The sequence below is a fragment of the Pseudomonas sp. R151218B TE3479 genome (assembly GCF_053629195.1).
The window spans coordinates 4,860,904-4,882,668 of record NZ_JBRJHV010000001.1; the positions used below are offsets into that span (position 1 = coordinate 4,860,904).

4 protein-coding genes are annotated in these 21,765 nt (G+C 65.9%); all 4 read left to right on the forward strand.

What is annotated here, in order from left to right; all coding sequences use genetic code 11:
• The first annotated feature begins 6 nt into the window (after positions 1-6).
• Positions 7-3,435, forward strand: a complete 3,429-nt coding sequence (locus AB7M32_RS20805) for a condensation domain-containing protein (RefSeq protein ID WP_454251187.1) — start codon at positions 7-9, stop codon at positions 3,433-3,435.
• Between the two features lie 17 nt (positions 3,436-3,452).
• Positions 3,453-4,499, forward strand: coding sequence for a TauD/TfdA family dioxygenase (locus tag AB7M32_RS20810; RefSeq protein WP_454251188.1), 1,047 nt, complete (start codon positions 3,453-3,455; stop codon positions 4,497-4,499).
• Between the two features lie 111 nt (positions 4,500-4,610).
• Positions 4,611-7,673, forward strand: coding sequence for a non-ribosomal peptide synthetase (locus AB7M32_RS20815; RefSeq protein ID WP_454251189.1), 3,063 nt, complete (start codon positions 4,611-4,613; stop codon positions 7,671-7,673).
• A gap of 58 nt (positions 7,674-7,731) precedes the next feature.
• Positions 7,732-21,678 (forward strand): non-ribosomal peptide synthase/polyketide synthase, encoded by a 13,947-nt coding sequence (locus tag AB7M32_RS20820; RefSeq protein ID WP_454251190.1) that lies wholly within the window; start codon positions 7,732-7,734, stop codon positions 21,676-21,678.
• Positions 21,679-21,765 lie beyond the last annotated feature (87 nt).

A 21,765-nucleotide genomic window follows, 5' to 3' on the forward strand; every position in this document is an offset into this window, starting at 1 on the left:
CTGCACATGTTTTCATTCGAACACTGGATCGACGTGCTGGAAGCCAACGCCCAGCACTTCCCTCAGCGTGCCGCCCTGCATTTTCTGCCGGACGGCGTAGAGATTGGCGAAACCCTGACGTTTGCCCAACTGCACGAGCAATCCCGCTCACTGGCGGCTGCATTGCAAGCGCGTTATGCGCCGGGTGATCGGGTGCTGTTGATGCTGCCCAGCAGCCTCGACTACGCCCGCGCCTTCTGCGCTTGCCTGTATGCGGGCCTGATTGCGGTGCCGTTGTTTCCACCACCGTCGCGTAAACCGCGGCACCTCGACCGCGTGCGCAACGTGGTGGTGGATGCCGAGCCGGCGCTGATTCTCGCCCCGGCGGATTATTGCGAAGGCTTGCTGGAACTGGTGGAGGGCCGGGTCGATGTGCTGACTGTCCAGGACCTGGGCACACCACCGGCCGGCCAGTGGCAACGCCCGGCCATCGACGCTTCGACCGTGGCCTTCCTGCAATACACCTCAGGGTCTACCGGCTCGCCGAAAGGCGTCGAAGTGCGTCAGCGCAACCTGATCGCCAACGTCGAACTGATGCGCCAGGCCTACGCGTTCGATGAACACGGCGCCATGGTCAACTGGCTGCCGCTGTACCACGACATGGGCCTGATCGGCGGTATGCTGGCCCCGCTCTACAGCGGCATGCCGTGCTACCTGATGGCTTCCCAGACCTTCGTCAATGCGCCGTCGACCTGGTTGCAAGCGTTGAGTCGCTATCGCGCCACCGCCAGTTTCGCCCCCAACTTCGCCTATGCCCTGTGCAACCGCGTGGTCAGCGATAACCTCATCGCGCAGCTCGACCTGAGCGCCTGGAAGCACGCGATCAACGGCGCCGAACCGATCCACCCTGGCACTCTTCAAGCGTTCGCCCAGCGCTTTGCCGCCTGCGGCCTCGACCCGTTGGCCATCAGCCCCGGTTATGGCCAGGCCGAAGCGACCCTGTGTGTCAGCGCCACGCCGGCCGACGCGCTGCCGGTGGTGCTGCGCCTGGACAAGGCCGTGCTGGAGACCGGCCGCGTGGCGCTGGCGGCGGCCGATGCCGCCGCCGTGGAGTTCGTCGCCTGTGGTTACCCGCAAGCCCTGCACAGCATCGCCATCGTCGACCCGCACACCTTCGAGCAATGCGCCGCCGATCGTATTGGCGAAGTCTGGCTCAAGGGCCCGAGCAACGCCGAATCCTATTGGAACAATCCCGAAGCCACGCGCGAAGCCTTTGAAGCCCGGATTGTCGGTTCATCGGACCATTACCTGCGCTCCGGCGACCTGGGCTTCATGCACGAAGGCCAAGTCGTGATCTGCGGACGGCTCAAGGACCTGTTGATTCTCAATGGACGCAACCTCTACCCCCACGACATCGAATTCGCCATTACCGACGCCGAGCCGGGCATCCGCACCGGGCGCATCGCCGCCTTCTCGGAAATGGACCCGGCACTGGGCCGCGAGAAGCTGGTGATTGTCGCCGAGCCGCACCGCAAGTTCGTCGACCCGGCACATCACCCGGCGCTGTTCGCCTCAATGCAAAACGCCGTTCGCGAAGCCGCCGACTGTGGCATCGACCAGATCGTGCTGGTGCAAGCCGGCACCATCCCGATGACCACCAGCGGCAAGATCGCCCGTCAAGGCGCACGCAAACAGCTCGCTGCGGGCACGTTGAGCATCATCGCCCAGAGCGGTGCAGTGCTGGCCGCGAACGGCGAGCTCCTTGACCTTGCCCAGCTCAAGCGCCTGGCGACCGAAACGCCGCAACAGGCCCAAGCCGCCTGCCGCCAATGGCTGGAACAGACGCTGCGCGCAGTCAACCCGTACTTTTGCACCGACTTCAACCTCAGCCTGATCGGCCAGGGCCTGGACTCCATCGGCGTGGCCGACTTCGCCGCGCGCCTGCACAAGGACCTGGGCTGGAACCTCGATACCCAAAGTCTGTTCGGAGAGACCACCCTCGGCCAATGGGCGCTGGCCCTGCAAGGCTTCCTGAATCAGCCGGTGCCGACGGCCGAGGCTTCGACCGAGCAGGCCAACCTCAGCCAGGGACATCAATCGTTCGCCCAGCGTCGCCTGTGGTTCCTGCGCCAACTGAACCCGGACGACACCCGCCACAACCTGGTGCTGCACCTGCGCCTGCAAGGTCCGCTGGACATCGAGACCCTGGCCCTGCGGTTGAACACGCTGGTGGAGCGGCATGGTGTGTTGCGCACGGTGTACCGCGACGGTGTCGATGGCCCGCAACAACACGTGTTGCCGGCCACGGCGGTAGCGCTGGTCCATCACGATGTGCGTGAGCAGAATGAAGCGCAGCAACAACAGGCACTGAGCCAGCGCTTGGCCCACGAACACGCCACCCCCGTCGATTTGCAAGCCGGCCCGCTGCTGCGGGCGCAGTTACTCAGCCGACATGACCAACAGCATGACCTGCTGCTGACCCTGCACCACATCGCCTTCGACGGGCGCTCGGCGCAACTATTGCTGGCGGAACTGGCGGGGTCAGCGGACGCCGCGCTCCCAGGGCAATACCTCGACTTCGCCCAATGGGAAGCCCGGCACTGGAACCAACAACGGATCGCCAGCGAGCAGGCCTTCTGGCGCGGCCACTTGGCCGGCATGCCCCAAACCTTGGAACTGGGTGGCAGCGGCCAGGCCCCTGGCGAACACAGCCTGGACTTCAACGTGCCCCAAGCCAGTTGCGAGCGGTTGGCAGCGCTGGCCCGCGAGCAAGGCATGACCTTGTTCATGCTGTTGCTGGCCAGTTATCAATTGGTGCTCAAGCAACTGGGCGCCCAGCAGCAATTCCTGCTGGGCACCGACGTCAGCGGCCGACCATTGGCCGAGCACAACGACGTCATCGGCTTCTTCGTCAACCAATTGACCCTGCGCTGTGACCTGCGTGGCGAGCCAACCCTGGCCGGCTTGTTTGAGCGGGTTCGCGATGAAGCGCGCCTGGCCTACGCCCATCAAGGTCTGCCTTTCGATCTGGTGGTCTCGGCCCTCGCGCCGCAGCGCCGTCCCGGTCACTCACCGCTGTTCCAGGTCAAGCTCAACTACCAACCGTCGCGGGTGACCCCGACCGCCATCGCCGGCGCGCAGTTGGCCGCGCTGGACGTGGCCCAGGCTCCGGGGGATTTCCACCTGGTACTCGACCTCGTGCACGGCAGCGAAGGCCTTGCCGCGACCCTCAAGTATCGCGGCGAATATTTCGACCAGGGCCGTGCCTTGCGCCTGCAACACCTGTGGATGTGCCTGCTGGAACAACTGCATACCCTGCTGGACGAGCCGTTGCCGGCACTGGCCGAGCGCATCGACAGTTGGGACCAGGCCTTTGCCCGTGAGCGGCAACAGTCCCAGGCGCTGGCCGGTCGCAGCCAGATGATGCAAGCCAAACGTCGCTCCTTGTCCCTTTAACCGAGTCGGATGCCGTTATGTCTATCTTGCCCCCATCGCCACGCGCCCTCGGCGCCGTGCGTCGCAAAGCCATGAACGTCTCGGAACAACAACTGGTGACCGAGCGCCTGCTCAGCCCGGACCACGCCCTGCCCCTGGTGATCGAGCCGGCGGTCAGTGGCGTTGATCTGGTCGCCTGGGCCACCCGGGAACGCGAGTCGTTGGAAAAGAAACTGCTGCAGTACGGCGCCCTGCTGTTTCGCGGCTTCAATGTCGCATCCGTCGAGCAGTTCGACCAGGTGATCGCCGCCCTTTCCCCCGGAGCACTGGAATACATGTTCCGTGCCTCGCCCCGGACACGGGTCGGCGGCAACATCTACACCTCGACCGACTACCCGGCCGACCAGATGATTTTCCCCCACAACGAACACTCCTACTCACCGCGCTTCCCCCTGCGGCTGTTCTTCTACTGCCAACTGCCGTCCGAGACCGGCGGTGAAACACCGATCGGCTCGACCCGCGCCGTGAGGGCCAGGATCAGCCCACAGATCGAAGCGCGGTTCCGGGAAAAAGGCGTGCTGTACGTTCGCAACTACGGCGACGGTTTCGGCCTGCCGTGGCAGACCGTGTTCCAGTCCGAAGATCGCGGCGAAGTGGAAGCCTACTGCGCCAGCGTCGGCATCGAAGTGGAATGGAAAGACAACAATCGCCTGCGCACCCGCCAGCGCGGGCCGGCCGTGGTGCGCCACCCGCGCACCGGCGAAGAGGTCTGGTTCAACCACGCCACGTTCTTCCATATCAGCACCCTGCCTGGACGAATCCGCGATTCGCTGCAAAGCAACTTCAACGACCTCGACCTGCCTACCAACACCTTTTATGGCGATGGCGACCCCATCGAGCCCCAGGTCCTGGAGTCGCTACGCGCGGCCTACCTCGACTCGCTGGTGCGGTTCAGTTGGCAACAGGGGGACGTGTTGTTCATCGACAACATGCTCGCCGTGCACGGTCGCGAACCCTTTACCGGCAAGCGCGCCATCATGACCGGCATGGCTGAAGCCCTGCTGTCGAGCGACGTTGCCGTCTGACATTCAACGGGTCCACCCGCCGTTCGCAGGAGGCTTGCCTGACCGGTGTCCAGCAAGCCCCAGCGTCTGAGCGGTGATCCAGGCTCAAGCCCTTTTCCAGTCGAGATGAACATGAGCGGACTTCAAGGTTTTCGTATTTCGCCGCAGCAGGCATCGGTTTACCCCCACATCAACGGCGCGGCGGCGCACCCGTTCAGCTGCCATTTGCAATGGTCGCTGTCGCATCCACTGGACGTCGATGTCCTGAACGAGCGCCTGCAGGCGCTGGTGGCCGGCAGTGAAATCCTGCGCACGCGCCTGATGCCCGTGCCCGGCCTGCGCCACCCGGTGCAGGTGATCGATGAAACCGCTCCGCTGGCGGTGAACCTACAGGACTTGCGCCAACACGACCGCGCCGATCAGGACGCCGCGCTGGCCCAACTCGCCGACCAGCCCCGCGACTGGACGTCTCCCCTGTGCGTGACGATGGTGCGCCTGTCCGCTGAACAGACGATCCTGGACCTGGCGGCGGCCAGCAGCCACTTCGACCTCGCCAGCCTGAAATGGCTGGCCAGTGCACTGCTGCAAGACAGCGCCACGGACCTGTCCGACACCTTGCAGTACGCCGACTACGCCGAATGGCGCTGGAGCCTGGTTGAAGACGCGCCGGACCATCCGGGCGTGAGCTTCTGGAAACCCTCGGGCGAAACCGAACAGGCCACCCTGCAACTGCCCCTCGAATCGATCCTCGAAGGCGGCTTTGCGCCGACCCGATTGGACCTGGCGCTGCCGGCCGACCTCGCCCGCCACCCGGCCCTGACCCCGGACGTGCTGCTGGCGGCATGGGCAGCGGTATTGGGACGACTGGCCGGCCAGCAACAGGTGCCACTCACCCTGATCCATGAAAGTCGCGGCGCGGAACTGGAGAACACCCTGGGTCTGTTCGAGCAGTGCCTGCCCGTGAGCATCGAACTGGATGCCCAGGCGACTCTGCTGGAGCAAAGCACGCAAGTGGCCGCCACCCTGGAACGGGCGGTCGGCTGGCAGGACTATTACACCGGCACCCTCGATGCCGGATATGCCTTTGCCTGGCGCTCGGGCGATGCCCGGGAGCGTCATGCCAGCGCGGTGATGAATCCGCTGAAGGCATGCCTGAATGTCCGCCAGTTGCCCGACGGCCTGCACGCGCAGCTGGTCTACGACCGCCATGCCCTCAGCGCCGAAGCCGTGGGTTGCCTCGCCGAGCAATGGCTGCAGCTGCTGCAAGGTGCCCTGGCCGACCCGCAACGGCCCTGGGCCCAATTGCCCCTGAGTGGCGCGCTGCAATTCCAACTGATTGGCGCCAGTACGAGCGTGCCGTCCATCGAACCCGTGACACTGGTGGAATTGATTGCCCGCCAGGTTCGCCAGCAGCCGGACTCCATCGCCCTCAGCGACCAGGACGGCGACCTCAGCTACAGCCGCCTCGACGCCTGCGCCACGCAACTGGCCCATCGATTGGTCGCCGCCGGCATTGGTCCCGGGGTGCCCGTCGGTATCCTGTTCGCCCGCAGCAACGCGGCCATTGTCGCCATGCTCGCCGTCTTGAAAGCCGGTGGCGCCTACGTGCCAGTCGACCCGTCCTACCCAGCCGACCGCCGCGCCTACATGCTCGCCGACAGCGCCATTGCCCACATCGTGGTCAGCACCGAACTGGCCGATAGCGTGCCGGCCCATCTGCAACGCTTCGTGCTGGATGACCTGGCAACGCCGGACCTCGGCAATTGGCCGGCGCTGCCGTTGCCGGACGCGAACGACCTCGCCTACTTGATCTACACCTCCGGCTCCACCGGTGCGCCGAAAGCCGTGGAAATCAGCCACGGCGCGCTGAGCTTCTCGACCCAAGTGCGCATGGCCGCTTATGAAACGCCCGTGCGCGCCTACCTGCTGCTGTCCTCGTTTGCCTTCGACAGTTCGGTCGCCGGGATTTTCTGGACCCTGGCCCAAGGCGGACGCCTGGTGTTGCCCGCTCCGGGTGAAGAGCTGGAGATGGCTCGCCTGGCGCAGCTGATTGCCCAGCACCAGGTCAGCCACGGCCTGTCGCTGCCATCGCTGTACCAGGCCCTGCTCGATCAATTGCAGCGCAACGACGCAGCCGCCCACCTCGCCTGCTGGATCGTCGCCGGTGAGGCTTGCCCGCCGTCGCTGATCGCGCAACACAGCAAAACCCTGCCACACGCCCGGTTGGTGAACGAATACGGCCCCACTGAAGCGACAGTCTGGGCCACCTATGAAGTGTTGGAGCCCAGCCGGAACGTCAGCATCGGCCGCCCCATCGCTGGCATGGACCTGCGCCTGCTGAACGAGTTCGACACCGCTTGCGGCATTGGCGAACCGGGCGAGATCGTCCTGGCCGGCCCGACCCTGGCCCGTGGCTATCGCAACAAACCCGAAGAAACCGCCAAGGCCTTCGTCACCCTGGCTGACGGCACTCGCGCCTACCGTACGGGCGACCTGGCCTGCTGGTTGGCCGACGGGCGCCTGGCGTTCCTGGGGCGCAAGGACCATCAGGTCAAGGTCCGTGGCTACCGCATCGAACTGGGCGAAATCGAACGCCAGTTGTGCAGCCACAGCGACGTGCGCGAAGCCGCAGTGATCGTCCAGGAACATGCCGCTGGCAAACGCCTGCTCGCCTACATCGTGGCCGCCCACGGCTACGCGCCGGATTCGGAGGCGATCAAGCGCTTCCTCGGTGAGCGCCTGCCGTCGTACATGGTGCCGGCCCTGGTGCTGACCCTGGCGAGCTTTCCGCGCACGCCCAACGGCAAGCTCGACACCCGCCAGTTGCCCGACCCGGACCAGTTCGACGAAAACGCCCACGTGGCGCCGCGCAACGCCATGGAAACCACCTTGCAAGCGATCGTCGCTAAGGTCTTGAAACTCTCGACGGTGAGTGTCACCGACAACTTCTTCGCCATCGGCGGCGACTCGATCCTGAGCCTGCAAGTGGTGGCCCAGGCCCACGAGCAAGGCATCGCGCTGTCGGCCAAGCAAGTCTTCGAACGCCAGACCATCGCGGCCATGGCCGAGGTCGCGCAACCGCTGGATCCGAGCGCCGCCGAGCCGCAAGCCGACAGCACCGAGTTCAGCGCCTCGGGCCTGTCCGATGACGAAATGCAAGCGCTGATGGCCGAACTGGACGAGGCCGACCTATGAACGGTTCTTCCCGTCGCTCCGCCATCACCGTTGCCCCTTTTTACGCAGGACGTTTTCAATGACCACCGAAAAAACCACTGGCAACCCGATCGAAGACATTTACCCGCTGTCGCCGTTGCAACAAGGGATGCTGTTCCACTCCCTGCTGCACGAAGACTCCGGGGTGTACCTGATGCAGGATCGCTACCGCATCGGCGGGGCCATCGATGAAGGGGCGTTCCTCGAATCGTGGCGCCAGGTGGTGGCGCTGCACCCTTCCCTGCGCGCCAGTTTCCAGTGGAAAAGCCAGAAGCAACCGGTGCAGGTGATCCATCGCCAGGTCAAGGTGCCGCTGGACACCCTCGACCTGCGCGGGCTCGCGCCCCATGAGCAGGAGGCGCGGATCCGCACGCTGCTGGAAGACGAGCAGAAAGTCGGCTTCAACCTGTCCAAGCCACCGCTGATTCGCTTCCGGCTGGTGCGCCTGGCCGACGAGTCCTACGAGTTCATTCGCAGCTTCCACCACATTCTGATGGACGCCTGGTGCATCTCCCTGGTGACCGTGGACTTCCTCAAAGTCTACGAAGCGCTGTGCAACGATCGCACGCCGGAACTGAAAAGCCCTCGACCGTTTCGCGATTACATCCAGTGGCTGCAACGCCAGGATGCGGGCAAGGCCGAGCAATTCTGGCGCGGCCAGTTGCAAGGCCTCAACGCCCCAACGCCCCTGACCGTGGACAACGGCGTGACCCGCGACCGCTACACCGATGCGGTGCTGGTGGACGACCAACTGATTCACCTGGACGCGCAGGAAACCCAGGCACTGGCGGCGTTCTGCCGCAGTCGCCGGATCACCCCGAACACGTTTTTCCAGGGAGTCTGGTCGTTGCTGCTGTCGCGCTACAGCGGGCAGCAGGACGTCGTCTTTGGTGTCACCGTGGCCGGGCGTCCGGCCGACCTGACCGGCGTCGCGGAAATGATCGGCCTGTTCATCAACACCTTGCCGCTGCGGGTTTCCGTGGATCCGAACGCCTCCCTCGGCAGTTGGCTGGGCGACCTGCAGAAACTCAACGTCGACATGCGTGACTTCGAGCACACGCCGTTGACCGACATCCAGGGCTGGAGTGATTTCCCCCGGGGTGAAACCCTGTTCGACAGCATCCTGGTATTCGAAAACGCGCCCATCGACGAACAGATCCTCGAAGGCGGTTTCCAGTTCAGCCTCGAAGGCATGGACCACAGCGTGCACACCCACTACGGCTTGACCGTGGTAATCCTGCCGGGCGAACAACTGGGCATCCGCGTGTCCTATGACCGCGAACGTTTCGAGGCCGCCACCGTGCAGCGCCTGCTGGGCCACATCGCCAGCCTGGTGCGCAGCATGCTCGTCGCCCCCGACGCGCCGTTGGCCAGCTTCGAACTGCTGGCCGCCGACGAACGTCGACAGTTGCTGGGCGAATGGGCGCTGAACCCCCATGACTTTGCGCTGGATCAAAGCTACGCCGAGCTGTTTGCCGCCCAGGTCGCCCAGCGCGGTGATCAGATCGCCGCGACCTGCGCCGGTGAGTCGCTGACCTACGCCGAGCTGGACCTGCGTTCCACGCGCCTGGCCCACGCCCTGCGCGAGGCCGGTGCCGGTGAAGACCAACTGGTCGCGCTGGTGGCCCCCCGTGGCCTGGCGCTGTTGACCATGATGTTGGCCGTGTTCAAGGCTGGCGCGGCGATGCTGCCCCTGGAGGTCAATCACCCGCCCGAGCGCCTGCGGGAAATCCTCGGGCTGTCCCGCGCGCCGCTGCTGATCGCCAGCGAAGCCTGCAGCGGTCTGCTCGACCCACTGCTCAGCGGCCTCGACCGGGCGCCCGCGGCGCTGTTCGCCGAAGCCTGCTGGAGATCGGGCAACGACGCGCCACTGCCGGTGCTCGCCCGCCCCGACAGCCTGGCCTACGTGCTGTTCACCTCGGGGTCGACCGGCACGCCAAAGGGCGTGATGATCGAACAGCGCGGCATGCTCAACAACATCTTCGGCAAGGTGCCGGCCCTGGGTCTCAATGCCGCCGACCGCATTCCGCAGACCGCTTCGGTGGCGTTCGACATTTCGGTGTGGCAGTTCCTCGCCGCGCCGGTGCTCGGTGCCACCGTGCACATTCTTCCCGATGAAGTCGCCCACGACCCGCAACGCCTGCTGCAGGTGCTCGCCAGCGAGCGCCTGAATGTGCTGGAAATCGTCCCGAGCCTGATGCGCACCGTGCTCGCGTTGTGCCCGTGCGATTTGCAACTGCCGGACCTGCGCTGGGTATTGCCCACCGGTGAAGCCCTGCCGCCGACCGTGGCCCGGGACTGGTTCGCACGGTTCCCCGACATCGCGCTGATGAACGCCTACGGACCGGCCGAATGTGCCGACGACGTGGCCTTCCAGCCGATCTTCGCAGCCCCGGGGGCCGAGGTCAGCCACATGCCCATCGGCCAGCCGACCGCCAACAACCGTCTGTACGTGCTGGACGAAGCCCTGCGCCCGGTGCCGGTTGGCGTCGCCGGGGAAATCTGTGTCGGTGGCGTCGGCGTCGGCCGCGGCTACCTGCACGACCCGCAGCGCACCGCTGAGGCCTTTATCGAGCACCCTCAACTCGAAGGTCGCCTGTACCGCACCGGTGACCTGGGACGCTGGCGTGCAGACGGGGTGATCGAATACCTCGGCCGTCGCGACCAGCAGGTGAAACTGCGCGGGCACCGGATCGAACTGACGGAAATCGAACACCGTCTCGCCCAGCACCCGAACGTACGCGAAGCCGCCGTCCTGCTGCGGGAAAACACCGTCGGCGAAGCCTGGTTGGTGGCGTACTGGTCGGCCCATGACGAGACCCAGGGCAGCGATGGCCTGGGCGAACACCTGCGGGCGCAACTGCCGCCGTACATGGTCCCGGCGGCCTTCGTCGGCCTGGACAAACTGCCCCTGAACAATAACGGCAAGGTCGACCGCAAGGCCCTCGCCGCCCGCGAGCTGGACTGGCAGGCCGACGCCGAGGAAAGCATCGCCCCGCGCAACGCCCTGGAAACCACCGTGGCGTCGATCTGGGCCGAAGTCCTGGGCCGCGACACGGTCGGCGTGGAAGACAACTTCTTCACCCTTGGCGGGCACTCGCTGCTGGCGACCCAGATCGTGGCGCGCCTGCGCACCCAGTTCAAACTGGACCTGCCATTACGAGTCCTGTTCGAACACCCCACCGTGGCCTTGCTGGCCGTGGCCATCGCCGCCCGCCAGGCCGAGGCCGCCGCACCGCAAGCCAGCGCGCTCAGCGTGCCCAAGGCCCAACCACGCCCAACGCTGCTGCCACTGTCGTTCTCGCAACAGCGTCTGTGGTTCATCGAGCAACTGACGCCGGGCACCACCCTGTTCAACATCCCGTTCGCCCTGCACCTCAAGGGTGAACTCAATGTCGAGGCGCTGCACGCCAGCCTGAACGACCTGCTGGTGCGCCACGAAATCCTGCGCACCGGCATCCACAGCACCGACGGCGTGCCATGCCAACGCATCAGCCCAGCGCTGGACATCGCGTTGCCCTTCGAAGACTTGTCGGGGCTGACCGCCACCGCACGCGCCGGCGCACAGTTCAATGCCCTGCAAGACACCTTCGAGCAGCCGTTCGACCTGACGCGCCCACCGCTGCTGCGTGCGCGCTTGCTGCGCCTGGCGCCGGGCGAGCACGTGCTCGGCATCGCCCTGCATCACCTGGTGTCGGACGCCTGGTCGGCCACCATCGCCCTGCGCGAGCTGGCCCTGGGTTATGAAGCCCGTTGCAACGGCACTCCCGCCGACCTGCCGGCCCTGCCGCTGCAGTACGCCGACTTCGCCCTCTGGCAACGCGAACACCTGCAAGGCGCCGAACTCAAGCGCCAACTCGATTACTGGACCACCACCCTGGACCGTCGCGACAGCGACGCCAGCCCGCTGCTGGCCTTGCCCACCGACCATCCACGGCCTTCGGTACAAAGCTACCGTGCCGGGATCGTGCAGCGTGAACTCAGCGCCGACCTCAGCGGCCGGGTACAAGCCTTTGCCAGTCGTCTCGGCACCACACCGTTCACCGTTCTGTTCGCCGGCTTCGCCGTACTGATGCACCGCTTGAGCGGCGACGCCACGGTGCTGGTCGGCACCCCGGTCACCCACCGTGAACAACCGGGCACCGAAGGCCTGCTGGGCATTCTGTTGAACAACCTGGCGATCCGCGCCGACTTCGAGCCGCAAGCCGGCTTCAGTGCCCTGGTCAAGCAAGTGGCCGAGCGCCTGCGCGATGGTCTGCTGCACCAGGACTTGCCGTTCGAGCAACTGGTGGACAGCCTGCAACTGCCACGCAGCCTCAGCCATGCGCCGCTGTACCAGGTCATGGTCGCCCAGCAACTGGCCATGGAGTCGCGGTTGCGCTTCCCCGGGTTGGAGTTCGAAGCGCTGGACACCCCGCTGCGGCACTCCGAATGCGACCTGGACTTGCATGTGCTGTGCCCGGCCAACGCGCCGATCCAGCTGGAGTTGATGTTCGCCCTCGACCTGTTCGTCGCCGACAGCGCCCGCCAGACCCTCGCCCGCCTGGAACACCTGCTCGAACACATGCTCGCCGAGCCCCAGCGCCCGGTCGCCGCCTTGCCGCTACTGATGGACGCGGAGTGGCAACGCACCGTGGTCGAGTGGAACCGTACCGAAATGGAGGTGCCGACGCACCTGACCTTCGCCCAGTTGTTCGAACAACAGGCCGAGCGCACCCCGGAACGTGACGCCCTGTGCTTCGAAGGTCGCAGCCTGAGCTACGGCGAACTGAACCGTCGGGCCAACCAGGTGGCGCATTACCTGCGCAGCCAGGGCGTCGGCGCCAACCGCCCGGTGGCGCTGTGTGTCGAGCGTTCGCTGGAACTGCTGGTCGGCCTGCTGGGCATTCTCAAGTCCGGTGGCGCCTATGTGCCGCTGGACCCGACCTACCCGGTGGATCGCCTGGCGTACATGCTCGAAGACGCGCAACCGGCACTGTTCATAGGCCAGCAGGGCCTGTTGGAACAACTCGGTGCCGAGTTGCCACGCTTGCGCCTGGACAGCGACGCGGCACTGTTCGCCAACCAGCCGGACAACAACCCGGCCCCGCTCGCCGGGCCGCAAGACCTGGCCTACATCATGTACACCTCCGGTTCGACCGGTAAGCCCAAGGGCACCCTGGTGACCAACGGTTCGGTGGTCAACCTGGCCTGGGCGCGTATCCATGGCTTGTATCGCCGCTACACCGACCAGCCGATGCGCACCAGCTTCAACTACTCGTTCGCCTTCGACAGTTCGGTGGCCGAGCTGATCCTGTTGCTCGACGGCCATAGCCTGTACCTGACCCCGGAAGACGTGCGCTACGACCCCGAGGCCCTGGCCGGTTTCTTCCGTGAAACCCGCCTGGACGCCTTCGAGTGCACCCCGGCACAGCTCAAGGCCCTGCTCGAAAGCGACGGTGTTCGCCTTGGCGAGGTGTACCTGCCGCGCTTCGTGCTGTTCGGTGGCGATGCGGTGGACGCCCAACTGTGGCAACGCCTGCCATCGATTACCGGCAGCCGCTTCTTCAACACCTACGGTCCGACCGAATGCACCGTGGATGCCACCGGTTGCGCGGTGGATGACTTCCCGCAGCGGCCGATCATCGGCCGGCCCATCGCCAACGTGCGCACCTACGTGCTCGATGCCTTCCTCAACCCGATGCCGGTGGGCGTCCCGGGGGAACTGCACATCGGCGGTGCCGGCGTGACGCTGGGCTACCTCAACCGTGCCGAACAGACCGCGAAGGTGTTCATCGAAGACCCGTTCTCGTCCCTGCCAGGCGCACGGATGTACAAGTCCGGCGATCTGGTGCGCTGGTTGCCCGACGGCCAGCTCGAATACCTGGGACGCATGGATCATCAGGTGAAGATCCGTGGTTTCCGTGTCGAGCTGGGGGAAATCGAAACCTTGATCGGTGCTCAGCCGGGCGTGCGCCAGGCCGTGGTCCTGGCCCGCGAAGACGTGCCCGGCGACAAGCGCCTGGTGGCCTACGTGACGTGCGACCAGCAGGCCGACATCCATGCCTGGCGCAAAACCATTGGCGCCGCCCTGCCCGACTACATGGTGCCCTCGGCGTTCGTGCTGCTCGATGAGCTGCCGCTGACCGACAACGGCAAACTCAACCGCAAGGCCTTGCCGGCCCCGGACATCCAAGCCGCGCCAGACGCCCTGGACCCGCCGCGCAGCGTTGCCGAACAGCAACTGGCCGCCCTGTGGGCCGAGTTGCTGAACGTGCCGTCGACGCAGATCGGCCGTGACAGCCACTTCTTCTACTTAGGCGGCCACTCGCTGCTGGCGGCGGCCCTGTTCGCCCGCCTGCGCCAACAGTTCGCCACTGTGCCGCCGTTGCGGGCGGTGTTCGAACACCCGACCCTCGACGCCTTGGCCGCGCTACTGGGCGATCCCCTGCAAGCCCCGGCGGCGACCTTCGTCGCGGCACCGCGTCCGGCGCGCCTGCCGCTGTCGTTCGAACAACAACGCTTGTGGTTCCTCGAACAACTGAGCGCCGGCGGTGGCGAGTACAACGTGGTCAGCGCCGTGCAACTGGACGGCGAACTCCATGTCCAGGCCCTGCAAGCGGCCCTGAACAGTGTGGTCCAACGCCACGAAATCCTGCGCAGCCGCATCGTGCGCGATACCGACGGCGAGTTGACGTTGATCATCGAGCCGAAGGTCGATCTCACCGTGCAGGTGACGGCACTGCAAGCGACCAGCGACGAGCAATGGCAGCGACTGACCGACGCGGCGATCCATGCGGAAACCGGCCACCGTTTCGACCTCGCCGCCGAAGTGCCGGTCCGGGCCACATTGCTGCAACGCAGTGGCGGCGCCCAGTCGCTGCTGTTGCTCAGCGTGCACCACTGCGCCACCGATGATGCCTCCAGCCAGAACCTGCTGGAGGAACTGCGACAGTGCTACACCGCCCAGTGCCATGGCACCCCGGCGACACTGCCGGCGCTGGCGCTGCAATATCCCGATTACGCCCTCTGGCAGCGCGAGCCCGGCCAACAGAGCGCGTTCAGCAGCCAACTGGAATACTGGCGCAACCAACTGGAGGACGGCGACTACCTGCTCGACCTGCCGACCGAACAGGGCCGTCCAAACCAGCTCGCCCCGGCGGCCGGCGCAGTGCAACTGCAATTGCCGCCCGCCCTGGTGGAACGCCTGCGGCAGTTCGCCCGGCAACGCGGTGCCACCCTGTACATGCTCATGCTCGGTGCCGCGCAGTTGCTCTTGGGGCGCTACGCCAACCAGCGCGACGTGCGGGTCGGCAGCCCGGTGGCCCAGCGTCCATTCGCCGAGCTGCAACCGCTGATCGGCTGCTTCGTCAACACCGTGGTCATGCGCGCCGACCTGGATCCGGCCCTGGATTTCGAAGGTTTGCTCAACCAGGTGCGCGACCGTGTGCTGGATGCCCAACAGCATCAGGACGTACCGTTCGACCAGGTCGTGGAACACTTGAAGCCTTCGCGCAGCCTCGGCCAGACCCCGCTGTTCCAAGTGCTGTTCGCCATGCAGAACGCAGACACGTCGAGCCAGCCATGGCCGCAGTTGCAGGTCAGGGAACGCGCGGTGACCGCCCAGGCCACCAAGTACGACCTGAATTGGGAAGTGCACGACGGCGAAGTGCTGTCGGTGTTGCTGGAATACCGCGCCGCGCTGTTCAGCGAAACCACGGCCCAGCGTTGGCTGGAACAATGGCAACACCTGCTGGAGACGATGCTCGACGCGCCACAAACCCGCCTCGGGGATTGGACACCGCTGCCAGCGGCCGAGCGTCATCGCCAACTGATCGAGTGGAACGCCACCGAGCGTCATTACAACGGCCCAACCAACCTGCACACCGCCCTGAGCCAGCAAGCCGCCTTGAGCCCCAACGCCCCGGCGCTGGTGTTCGAAGGCCAGCGCCTGAGTTATGCCGAACTGGACCAGCGGGCGCAAACCGTCGCCCGGGCCCTGCGCGCCGCTGGCGTGGGCAGTGACAGCATCGTGCCGGTGTGCATGGAGCGTTCGGTGGAGATGGTCGTGGCCTTGCTCGGCATCGTCCATGCCGGCGCCGCGTGGCTGCCGCTGGATCCGGAATTGCCGGCCCCGCGCCTGGCCTTCCTGATCGCAGACGCCGATGCCAAGGTCACCTTGACCCAGGCGCAATGGCTGTCACGCCTGCCTGTCGGGCATCAGGCTTGGACCCTCGACGCTTTGCCGCAAGCCTCTGCGTTCGAGCCGATCAGCGTCCAGGCCAACGACCTGGCCTACGTGCTCTACACCTCCGGCTCCACCGGCCAACCCAAGGGCGTGATGAACGAACACGGTGCCTTGATGAACCGCCTGCACTGGATGCAGGACGCCTTCCCGATTGGCCCGAACGACCGTGTGCTGCAAAAGACGCCGTACAGCTTCGACGTGTCGGTGTGGGAGTTCTTCTGGCCATTGATCACCGGCGCGACCCTGGTGGTCGCCCGTCCGGACGGTCATCGCGACCCGGCCTACCTCAGCCAGTTGATCCAGCAGGAACGGGTCACGACCCTGCACTTCGTGCCGTCGATGCTGCGGGCCTTTGTCGAGGAACCGAGTCTGGTCGACTGCCACAGCTTGCGCCAGGTGTTCGCCAGTGGCGAAGCCTTGCCAGTGGACCTGGTGCGGCGCTTCATGGGCCAACACCCGGCGGCGCTGGTCAACCTGTACGGCCCGACCGAAGCGGCCATCGACGTCTCAGTCTGGCGTTGCTCGGCGGACGATACAATCGTGCCGATTGGCAAGCCCATCGCCAACCTGCGTTTGTACATCCTCGACGAAGCCATGCAGCCGCTGCCGATTGGCAGCATCGGCGAGCTGTACATCGGCGGCGTCGGCGTGGCCCGTGGCTATTTGAAACGCCCGGACCTGACCGAAGAACGCTTCCTCGCCAGCCCGTTCGTGGCCGGTGATCGCCTGTACCGCACCGGCGACCGCTGCCGCTTCCTGGCCGATGGCAACATCGAGTACCTGGGGCGTCTCGACCACCAAGTGAAGTTACGTGGCCAGCGCATCGAGCTGGGGGAAATCGACGCTGCGCTGCTGGCCCAGGTCGGTGTTCGCGACGCCGCCACCTTGTTGCTGGATCAGCGCCTGGTGAGTTTCTGGTGCGGTGACGCCGATGAGGCGACCCTGCGTGCCGACTTGAGCGACAACCTGCCCGTGCACATGCAACCAAGCGTTTTCGTGCAGCTTGACCGCCTGCCGCTCAACAGCAACGGCAAGCTCGACCGCAAGGCACTGGCCGCCGCGCCGCTGCCACACAGCCAAAGCGACCAACCGCGCACCGCGCCGCGCAATGCCACTGAAACCGCGCTCTGCGAACTGTTCAGCGAGGTGCTGGGCTGTCCAGACGTCGGTATCGAGGACCACTTCTTCCAACTCGGCGGCCACTCCTTGCTGGCCACCCGTCTGGTCAGCCGAGTCCGTGAGCGCCTGGGGGTTTCCCTGCCCTTGCCGCTGGTGTTCGCCCAACCGACGGTCGCGGCCTTGGCCGAGCATCTGCGGGCGGCCTTGCCCGGTGAATCGATCCGCGTACAACCGCGCCCGGCGCAACTGCCCCTGGGCCTGGCCCAACGCCGGTTCTGGATGCTCAGCCGCCTGGTGCCGGAGTCTCGCGAATATCACATGCCGTTCGCCCTGACCTTGCGCGGCGAGCTGCAGGTGCAGGTCTTGCGCGAGGCCTTTGAGCAGGTCAGCCAGCGCCACCTGGTGCTGCGCAGCCGGATTGTCGACATCGACGGCGAGCCGCAACTGCTGATCGACGACCACGGGCCGGCGCTCGCGGTCACTCGCGTTGCAACCCAGGACTGGACCGCGACCTGCGCCATCGCCCAGGACGAACTGATGACACCGTTCGATCTGGCCGCCGCCGCGCCTTGGCGTGCGCACCTGCTGCAACGCCAGGGCAGCGACGAAAACCTGTTGCTGGTGTGCCTGCACCACAGCGCCACCGACGGTTGGGCCATGCAGTTGCTTATCGACGAACTGACCCAGGCCTACGCCGCCGGCCTCAACGGGCAGTCGCCCGCGTGGACGCCGCTGGAGATCGACTACGTCGATTTCGCCCTGTGGGAACAGCACCCGGACACCCAGGCCCAGCGCAACACCAGCCTGGACTACTGGAAAAACCACTTGGGCCAGGACGACTACCTGCTCGACCTGCCCATCGATCATCCACGCGGCGCCGAAGCCGATCGTCGCGCCCGACAACTGAGCGTCCGCCTCGGCACCCAGCGTGCCGAAGCCATCCGACAGTTCGCCCGTCAGCGCGGCACGACCACCTACGTGGTGCTGGCCACGGCCCTGAGTGCACTGCTGGCCCGCTACAGCGGCCAGCGGGAGATTCGCCTCGGCACCCCGGCGGACCAACGTGACCACGCTCAAACCCAGACGTTGCTGGCCTGCCTGGTCAACACCCTGGTGATCCGCAGCGACGTCGACCAACGAGCCCCGGCCGAGCAATTGCTCGCCAGCCTCGAAGCCGACCTGCGCGCGGCCCAGGCCCATGCCGACCTGCCTTTCGCCACCCTGGTCGGTGCCATCGCGCAGAACCGCGACTTGAACCGCACGCCGCTGTTCCAGGTGCTGTTCTCCCTCAACTATGGCCGCGTCGACAGCAGCCAATGGCCGGGGCTGAACGTCGAAGAGCAGATGCTGCCGGTGATCGACGCCAAGTTTGAACAGAGCTGGGAAGTCCAGGACGACGGCAGCGACATGACGCTGGCCCTGGAATACCAATCGGCCTTGTACGACGAAGCGACGATGCAACGCTGGAGCGCGCAGTGGTGCGCGCTGCTCGACGCCCTGGTGGCAACCCCTGGGCGCACCCTGATCGAACTGTTCCCGCAACAGCAGGACCAACTGCAACTGGACCGTTGGAACGCCACCGAACGTCATTACGACGGCCCAACCAACCTGCACACCGCCCTGAGCCAGCAAGCCGCCTTGAGCCCCAACGCCCCGGCGCTGGTGTTCGAAGGCCAGCGCCTGAGTTATGCCGAACTGGACCAGCGGGCGCAAACCGTCGCCCGGGCCCTGCGCGCCGCTGGCGTGGGCAGTGACAGCATCGTGCCGGTGTGCATGGAGCGTTCGGTGGAGATGGTCGTGGCCTTGCTCGGCATCGTCCATGCCGGCGCCGCGTGGCTGCCGCTGGATCCGGAATTGCCGGCCCCGCGCCTGGCCTTCCTGATCGCAGACGCCGATGCCAAGGTCACCTTGACCCAGGCGCAATGGCTGTCACGCCTGCCTGTCGGGCATCAGGCTTGGACCCTCGACGCTTTGCCGCAAGCCTCTGCGTTCGAGCCGATCAGCGTCCAGGCCAACGACCTGGCCTACGTGCTCTACACCTCCGGCTCCACCGGCCAACCCAAGGGCGTGATGAACGAACACGGTGCCTTGATGAACCGCCTGCACTGGATGCAGGACGCCTTCCCGATTGGCCCGAACGACCGTGTGCTGCAAAAGACGCCGTACAGCTTCGACGTGTCGGTGTGGGAGTTCTTCTGGCCATTGATCACCGGCGCGACCCTGGTGGTCGCCCGTCCGGACGGTCATCGCGACCCGGCCTACCTCAGCCAGTTGATCCAGCAGGAACGGGTCACGACCCTGCACTTCGTGCCGTCGATGCTGCGGGCCTTTGTCGAGGAACCGAGTCTGGTCGACTGCCACAGCTTGCGCCAGGTGTTCGCCAGTGGCGAAGCCTTGCCAGTGGACCTGGTGCGGCGCTTCATGGGCCAACACCCGGCGGCGCTGGTCAACCTGTACGGCCCGACCGAAGCGGCCATCGACGTCTCAGTCTGGCGTTGCTCGGCGGACGATACAATCGTGCCGATTGGCAAGCCCATCGCCAACCTGCGTTTGTACATCCTCGACGAAGCCATGCAGCCGCTGCCGATTGGCAGCATCGGCGAGCTGTACATCGGCGGCGTCGGCGTGGCCCGTGGCTATTTGAAACGCCCGGACCTGACCGAAGAACGCTTCCTCGCCAGCCCGTTCGTGGCCGGTGATCGCCTGTACCGCACCGGCGACCGCTGCCGCTTCCTGGCCGATGGCAACATCGAGTACCTGGGGCGTCTCGATCATCAGGTGAAGTTGCGTGGCCAGCGCATCGAGCTGGGGGAAATCGACTCAGCCCTGCTGAACCTGCCGGCCATCACTGGCGCCTGCACCCTGGTCATCGACAACCGCCTGGTGGCGTTCTACAGCAGTAGCACCGCGCAGTCGGACCTCGAGACCCTGCTTGCGGCCGAGCTGCCGGCCTACATGGTGCCGGCGGTGTGGGTGCACATCCCGGCGCTGCCCCTGAGCACTAACGGCAAGATCGATCGCAAGGCCCTGGCTGCCCTGCCCTTGCCAAACACCCAGAAGGACTACGCGGCACCGCGCAACGACCTGGAACGCCTGCTCTGCCAGTTGTTTGGCGAATTGCTCGGTGAAACCTTGACGGGCGGCCGCGAAGTCGGCACCTCGGACAGTTTCTTCGCCTTGGGCGGCGACTCGATTCTCGGCCTGAAACTGATCTCGCGCTTGCGTGAGCAGGGCTATTCGCTCACGCCACGGGACCTGTTCCGCTCGCCGACCCCGGCGGCCCTGGCCCACGTAACCACAGCGCTGCTGACCCAGGCCGAACAAGGCGACGTGACCGGGCCGATGCCGCTGATGCCGTTGCACCAGTGGTTCTTCAACCAGCAACAGGTCCAGGCCGCGCACTGGAACCAATCGGTGCTGGCCGACAGCGACCGTCGCCTGGAACCGGCCATCGTCCAAGCCACGCTGGATCGGCTGGTGGCCCACCACGACGCCCTGCGCCTGCGTTTCACCCATGTCGATGGCCAATGGCAGGCACACATCGCCCCAGTGGCACCGGCTCAGTTGACCTGCTGCGAGCACCCGGAGCAATTGCTGCAAGTCGCGCAAAGCCTGGACCTGCAACACGGCCCGCTGTTTGCCGCGGCCCTGCTGGAAGGCACACCACAGCGCCTGTACCTGGTGGCCCATCACCTGGTGGTCGATGCGGTGTCCTGGACGCCGCTGCTGGAAGATTTCCAACAGCTCTATCCCGCCCTGGAACGTGGCGAGCAGCCGACGTTGCCGGCGAAAACCACCTCTTATCGCCAATGGGCCGAGCACCTGCAAGCCCATGCCGCCAAAGCTGCCGCCGAGCAGCGCTACTGGAGTGCCCAGAGCTCTGCGAACCCGCCGCCCATGGCCACGGTCGCCGAACGCCAGACCCTGTCGGCCCGCTGGGATGCCAGCCGCACGCACCAATGGCTGACCGAGTCCCACGCGGCTTACCGCACACAACCGGAGGAACTGCTGATCGCCGCCCTCGCCGCGACCCTGGCCGAGGTCGAACAGCGCAGCGACATCGTCGTGGACCTGGAGCGCCACGGGCGTGACGCTCCGTTTGCCGGGCTGGACGTCGGCCGCACCGTCGGCTGGTTCACCACCCTCTACCCACTGCGCGTGAGTGCCAGTGGCGCCGCGGGCGATCAGGTGCGCAACGCCAAGCAAGCCTTGCGTGACGTACCCGGCCTGGGCCTGGGCTACGGCTTGCTGCGCCAGCGCGGCGAGTTGCCGGCCAGCCACGGCGATGTGCTGTTCAACTACCTGGGGCATGAGCAAACGCCAGCGGGCTGGTTGCGCGCAAGCAGCCTGACCCCGCCGCCGGATGTGGCCCCGGTGAACCGAGTGACCCATGCCCGTGAAGTGGTGGCCTGGCTGGAGGACGGCGTGTTGCGTGTCGAATGGCACAGCGTCACACCGAATGCCGACAGTCGTTTGCCCGCCCGCCTGCTGGAACGTTTACAGGCACTGGTCGAACACTGCCTTGACCCACAGGCCGGTTCGCTGATGCCAGCGGACTTCCCGCTGGCCAAGGCGCTGAACCAGAAATCCCTGGACAAGCTGCTGGGCAAACTCAAGACCAAACCCGACTCCCAAAGCTAGCGAGCGACGCGGCGCCCGCACAGGTCTTCAGACCGGCGCGGCGCCTTGATCGACGCTCACTCGAGTTTTCAAGACTTTGAAATGGAC